General features: G+C 71.4%; 6 protein-coding genes. 3 read left to right on the top strand and 3 right to left on the bottom strand.

The genetic code is table 11. The annotated features are described in order from the left end of the window. The 3 genes from ACYDAT_RS15455 to ACYDAT_RS15445 all read right to left on the bottom strand — a co-directional run. On the bottom strand, window positions 1-418 hold a 418-nt coding region (locus tag ACYDAT_RS15455; RefSeq protein WP_461451266.1), incomplete at its 3' end, for a GNAT family N-acetyltransferase. Beyond that, a complete protein-coding gene (ntrC, locus tag ACYDAT_RS15450; protein ID WP_461439084.1) occupies window positions 415-1,821 on the bottom strand; it encodes a nitrogen regulation protein NR(I) in 1,407 nt (468 codons plus the stop codon). The genes ACYDAT_RS15455 and ntrC, both read right to left, overlap by 4 nt. Continuing rightward, entirely contained in the window at window positions 1,818-2,774 is a 957-nt protein-coding gene (locus ACYDAT_RS15445; RefSeq protein WP_461451264.1) for a two-component system sensor histidine kinase NtrB, read from the bottom strand. Before ACYDAT_RS15445 ends, ntrC begins: the two co-directional genes overlap by 4 nt. A 302-nt stretch (window positions 2,775-3,076) precedes the next feature. Between ACYDAT_RS15445 and ACYDAT_RS15440 the strand changes: the two genes are divergently transcribed. The 3 genes from ACYDAT_RS15440 to ACYDAT_RS15430 form a co-directional block, all read left to right on the top strand. After that, on the top strand, window positions 3,077-4,204 hold the full coding sequence (locus ACYDAT_RS15440) for a glycosyltransferase (RefSeq protein WP_461439086.1): 1,128 nt from the start codon (window positions 3,077-3,079) through the stop codon (window positions 4,202-4,204). After that, the gene (locus tag ACYDAT_RS15435) at window positions 4,201-4,968 is read left to right on the top strand and encodes a DUF2334 domain-containing protein (RefSeq protein ID WP_461451262.1); all 768 of its coding nucleotides are present in this window, start codon (window positions 4,201-4,203) and stop codon (window positions 4,966-4,968) included. The genes ACYDAT_RS15440 and ACYDAT_RS15435 overlap by 4 nt, the downstream gene beginning before the upstream one ends. Continuing rightward, window positions 4,965-5,918 (top strand): lysylphosphatidylglycerol synthase transmembrane domain-containing protein (locus tag ACYDAT_RS15430; RefSeq protein WP_461451260.1); only part of this gene is annotated, 954 nt, incomplete at its 3' end. The genes ACYDAT_RS15435 and ACYDAT_RS15430, both read left to right, overlap by 4 nt.

Here is a 5,918-nt window from a genome sequence, read left to right as displayed (position 1 = left end):
CCAGCGCGGCGTAACTGCGTTGCGCGCGCGTGTTGTCCTGCTCCACGTAAAGGCGCAAGCCCACGGCACCGGCACTTTGCGCGCGCGTTCGCGTGGCCACGTGCAAGGCGCGATAAACGCCGCCGCGCCGTGCCTCGGGCAACACATAAACGCTCTGGATCCACCAGAAATCACCGCCGCGCCAGTCGCTCCATTCGTAGCTGACCATGAGCGTGCCGACGCGCGCGCCGGCGCGTTCTGCGATCAGATAGAACCCGCGCGCTGGTTGCGCCAGTAGCGTCTGCACGCCGCGCGCGAGGCACGCCGCATCGAGCTGCTTGTGCTCGGTTTCCAGCGCCATCGCCGCAGCACAGTCCACCAGAAAGATGCGATCGTCGGGCGTGGCATCGCGGATGAGGAGTTGCGCGGCGTGCATCATGGCTCCAGTTTGGTCTTGGCTTGACGGCGGCGCGAGGCGCCGAGTTTGCGCGTGAGCGTATTGCGGCCCAGGCCCAGCGCCGCAGCGGCGTTCTGGCGATGACCCTGATGCAGTTCCAAAGCTACCTCAAGCAAGGTGCGATCGAGCGTGGCGCGCGCTTGCGCGTGCAGGTGCGCCTCGCCGCCGGACGCCAGCGCGGCGCGTGCCCACACGGCCAGCGCTTGCGTCCAATCGCCGCCTGTCAGCACCGGCGGCGCGCCGCCGGTGCCCAGATCCTGCGCCTGGATTTCACGGCCCGGCGCGATCACCGCGAGGCGTCGGCACAGATTTTCGAGCTGGCGCACGTTGCCGGAAAACTCCATCTGCGTCAGCGCGCGCAGCGCTGCGGCGGAAAAACGCTTGGTCGGCAGCTTGAGCTCGCGCGCCGCGCCGGCCAGGAAATGTCGCGCCAGCAGCGCGATATCCTCGCGCCGCTGCGCCAGCGCCGGCAGATCGATGCGCACCACATCGAGCCGGTGCAGCAGATCGGCGCGAAAACTGCCGGCGGCGACCCTGGCCGCGAGATCCTGATGCGTGGCCGCCAGCACGCGCACGTCGCTGCGCAGCAGCTCGCGCCCGCCGACGCGGTAATACTCGCCGCCGGCAAGCACGCGCAACAGGCGCGTCTGCAGCGCCAGCGGCATGTCGCCGATTTCGTCCAGAAACAGTGTGCCGCCAGCGGCCTGCTCGAAGCGCCCCGCATTGCGCCGCAGCGCGCCGGTGAAGGCGCCGGCCTCGTGGCCGAACAACTCGCTTTCCAGCAGCTCGGCCGGAATCGCGGCGGTGTTCAGCGCCACGAACGGACGCAGACGGCGCGCGCTTTCCTCGTGCAGCGCGCGCGCCACCAGTTCCTTGCCGGTGCCGGTGGCGCCGGTGATCAGCACGGTCAGATCGCTGGCGGCAATGCGCCCGATCAGACGAAATACCTCGCGCATGGCCGCGCTCTGACCGAGCAGCGGATGCGCGGGTGGCGCGGCCTCGGGCGTGGCTTCGCCCGGCGCGGGGACCAGCGCGCGGCGGATGCTGGCGACAGCGACATCCAGATCGAAAGGCTTGGCGAGATAATCCACGGCGCCGGCGCGATACGCCGCCGCGGTGCTGGTGATGTCGGTGTAGGCGCTCATCACCAGCAGCGGCACGCTGGCGCCGCGCGCACTGAGATCCTCGAGCAGCACGCTGCCGTTGCCGTCGGGCAGGCGCAGGTCGGTCAGGATCAGGCTGGGCAACGCGCCCGCCAGCGCGGCGCGCGCGCTACCCAGATCAGCGAACGCGCGCACCGCGAAGCCGGCTTGCTCCAGTGCGCGCGTGAGCACGGTGCGCAGCGCGCGGTCGTCCTCGACGATCCAGATCAGCGTGGCGCTCATGGCATGGCCTCGGCTTGCGGCAGACGCAGCACGAAGATGCTGCCGGGATCGGCGGGCGCGTAGTCAAGCTCGCCACCGTGCTCGCGCGCGATGGCGCGCGCCAGCGCCAGCCCCAGCCCGGTGCCATCGCTGCGTCCGGACACCCACGGCTCGAACAGGCACGCGCGCAGTTCGGGCATCACGCCATGGCCGTCGTCCTGCACTTCGATGCGCAGCACACGGTGCGCGCCAGGCAGGCGCGTGCCGATCTCGGCGCGCGTGCGCAGGATCAGGGTGCGCGCGCCGGCTTCGTGCGCGTTGCGTGCCAGATTCAACAGCAATTGCAGGATCCGCTCCGCGTCGCCCTGCGCCGGCGGCAGGCTGGGGTCGTAATCGCGCAGCACGCGCGGTGCATCGGGCTGCGTGGCCAGCAACGCGGCGACGCGCCGCAGCGGTTCGTGCACGTCAAAAGCGCTCAGGCTCGCGGCGCTGGGCGGGCGCAGCAGGCGTGCGGCGAGCGCCGCGAGGCGGTCGGCTTCCTCGCGAATCAGGCTGGCGAGCTCGCGCTGCGCTGGCGCCAGTGCGTCGCGTTCCAGCAATTGCGCCGCGCCGCGCATGCCGGCCAGCGGATTCAGCAACTCGTGCGCGAGGGTGCGCAGGCCGGGGCCGTAATCCGCGCCGCTGGTGGCTGCGGCGGGCAGCAGCTCCAGTAGCAGCGTGCCGTCTGAAAACGGCTGCAGCAGCACCTCGGAGGGCGCCTGCAGCGCCGGCGCGCTGCCCAGCGTCATCTCGCGCAGATACAGGCGACGCTGCTCGCGCAGACAGCGCTGCGCCGCATCGACCAGCGCCGGCGCCAGCTCGGTCAGTGCTGCGCCCTGACAGCGCGCTGCGCTGCGACCAAGGCGCTCGCCCAGCGCAGGGTTGGCCCAACGCACGCGCAGTTCGGCATCGAGCACGGCCAGTCCTGTGGCCATGTGTTCGCACAAAGTTTGCGCGTCGGCAGAAAGCATTGCACCAGTTTAGAGCAGTTTGCGGGACCGCTCCGGCACCGGGATGTACCGCCGCGACAAGCGTGTACGCGCTTGTGGCGAGAAAAGTGGCGCGGATCTGTCGTGGGCATTGACCTGATAACCGCGGCCAGATGCCCGGTTTTGGATATGAATGATTAGTCCAGTCGTAAGCTGCCCTGGTACGCACTTCGTGCTGACATGGGCCTGTCACCTGCGCGCCCTGCGGCACTTGGACAATAATGCGGCAAACGTCGCCACGGCCCGTCATGCATATCGTCGATACCACGCTGTTTTATGCGCCGCACAGCGGTGGGGTGAAGCGCTATCTGCACGAAAAGCGGCGTTGCCTGACGCGGATGGATGGCCTCACGCATACCTTGCTGGTGCCCGGCACCAGCGATGCGCTGATCGCGGGCGGCATCGCCACGCTGGCCTGCCCGCGTCTGCCGGGGCGCGCCGGTTATCGCTGGCCGTTGCGGCGCACGGCATGGCGGAACGCGCTGCTGGCGCTGGCCCCGGATGTGATCGAGGCGGGCGATCCGTATCTGCCCGCAGTGGCCAGCGCCGAGGCTGCCGCGCAACTGGGCGTTCCGGCAGTGGCGTTCGCGCATTCGGACCTGCCGCGCCTGCTGGGGCATTATCTGGGCACACCCGGCGTGCGCAGCGCCGAGGCATGGTTGCGGCGCCTGTATTCACGCTACGACGCGGTGCTGGCGCCGAGCCAGGTGATCGCCGCGCGTCTGGCTGCGGCCGGCATCGCGCGCGTGGGTGTGCAGCCGCTGGGCGTGGATGCCGAGGCGTTCCGACCCGCATGCGCCAGTGCCGATCTGCGCGCTGAACTGGGTCTTCCGGCGCGCACGCGCCTGCTGGTATTCGCCGGGCGTCTGGCGGCGGAAAAAAACATCCCGATGCTGCGCGCGGCCGTGCGCCGACTGGGCGCGCCGTATCACCTGCTGCTGGTCGGCGGCGTCGCCGCGCGACGCCTGGATGGACACACCACCGTGCTGCCCTATGAGGCTGATACCGCGCGCCTGGCGCGCCTGTTCGCCAGTTGTGACGCTCTGCTGCACGCGGGCACACAGGAGACTTTCGGCATGGTCGTGCTGGAGGTCTTCGCCTGCGCGCGCCCGGTGGTGGCGGTGCCCGCCGGCGCGTTGCCCGAGCTGGTCGATGCCAGTGTCGGCGTGCTGGCGCGGGCAGCCACGGCCGAGGCGTTGGCCGAGGCGATCGCGGCCCTGTATGCGTGCGATCGCATCGCGTTGGGCGCCGCCGCGCGCGCGCGCGTCGAACGCGATTACGCCTGGCCGCGTGTGATCGCGCAGCAACTGGCGTTCTACCGCGCGCTGCGCCAGCAGCCGCGTATTGCCACCGTGGCCGCGGGGTTGGCGCTGTGAGCGGTGTGCTGTGCATCGCCCTGCACGATGTGGCGCCGGCGACATGGGATGCCTGCCGCGGCTGGCTGGATGAACTCGACGCGTTGGGCGCAGGCGCGCTGACCTTGCTGCTGGTGCCCGATTTCCACGCGCGCGGCGGCTTTGACAGCGCGCCTGCCGTGGCGCGCGCGCTGCAGCAGCGTGCAGCGCGGGGCGATGAGCTGGCCCAGCACGGCCTGATCCATCTGGATCAGGCGCCAGCACCGCGCACACCGGCGGCGTGGCTGCGGCGACGCGTGCTGACCGCGGGCGAGGGCGAGTTCGCCGCGCTCGATGAAGCGGCCGCCGCGCCGCGGCTGACGCGCGGCCGCGACATGCTCGGCGTGGCGGGTCTGCGTGTCGCGGGCTTCGTGCCGCCGGCATGGCTGGCCAGCGTTGGCACGCAGTGCGCGCTGCGCGCGGCGGGTTATGACTGGACTTCGGATCACCGTGCGCTGTACGACCTCGGTCACGATGCGCGTGTTGCGGCGCCGGTGCTGACCGCCTCGCCGCGCAGCGCTTGGCGACGCGGCGCCAGTCGCCTCTGGCTTGCGGCCATGCTGCGCGCCACGCGCGGGGTGCCGGTGTTGCGCGTGGGTCTGCATCCGGCCGACGTCGCACATCCGGCGCTGATGCGCACGTGGCGCGCCGTGCTGCGCACGCTGCTGGCCGAACGCGCGTGCAGCACCAAGTCGGCGGTGCTGCGGATGCAGCTCACGGTCCCGCGCGAGGCGCGCGTCGCATGATGCGCCGTCTTGGCAGCTTCGGGCTGGGCGCACTGGCGCTGGTGCTGGCCGTGGCCTTGCCGTTGGCCTGGGGCGGCATGGTGGCGCTGCGCGCCAGTCTGGATTTTTCGCATGCCGCGTGGGGCGGCGTGGTGCTGTTGGCCGCATTGGCGGCCGTGGCGCGCGCCACGCGTCAGCAACTGCTGCTGCGACGCCTGGGCGCGGCGCCGGGCGCGGGCGTGAATCTCGCCATTTCGCTGGCCACCGAAACCGCGTATGCGCTGACGCCCGGCGGCGCCGGTGGGCCACCAGCCTCGGTGTGGCTGCTGCGCCGCGCCGGCGTGTCGTTGCCGGCCGCGCTCGCGGTGAGCGCGGCTGATCCGCTGCTGGATGCCTTGTTCTTCGCCATCGCGCTGCCGCTGGCGGCGCTGACGCTCACCTTCGAGACCACCGTGCCGGCACTGCGTGATGGCGCATGGTTGGCCAGCGGCCTGCTGCTGCTGGCGCTGGGGCTGATCTGGCTATTGCGTCGGCGCCTGTTGCGCTGGCTGTGCGTGCTGAGTCGGCGCCGGCCGCGGTGGCGGCGCGCGTGGCGCGGTTTGCGCGGTAGCCTGCGCGAGCTGGCGCGCGGCGGCGTGCGCCTGTGGCTGCCGCAGTTGCTGTTGGCCACCGTGCAGTGGTGCGCGCGCTACGGCGTGCTGGCGGTGATTCTTGCCAGCCTCGGGCATCCGCTGCCGTTCGCGCTGCTGCTGCTGCTGCAGGGCGTGGCCCTGCACGCCGCGCAGTGGACTGGCGCGCCGGCCCGCGCGGGTGGCGCGGAACTGGCGCTGGGTCTGGCGCTGAGCACTTTGATGCCGGCGACCAGCGCGGCCAGCGCGGTACTGCTGTGGCGCATCGGCACGCTGTTGTTGCCATCCCTGGCGGGCGCGCTGGCGTTCATGGCGCTGGGCGCGCGGCGCGCCCATCCGGTG

It is taken from the genome of Metallibacterium sp. (genome assembly GCF_054637675.1).
The sequence above is the reverse complement of the archived record's forward strand: the minus strand, read 5'-3'. Positions and strand labels throughout refer to the sequence as shown.

Bases quoted from the DNA above. Each gene is read 5' to 3' on its own strand.
- ntrC (WP_461439084.1), bottom strand. From the start codon at position 1,821: ATGAGCGCCACGCTGATCTGGATCGTCGAGGACGACCGCGCGCTGCGC.
- ACYDAT_RS15445 (WP_461451264.1), bottom strand. From the start codon at position 2,774: ATGGCCACAGGACTGGCCGTGCTCGATGCCGAACTGCGCGTGCGTTGG.
- ACYDAT_RS15440 (WP_461439086.1), top strand. From the start codon at position 3,077: ATGCATATCGTCGATACCACGCTGTTTTATGCGCCGCACAGCGGTGGG.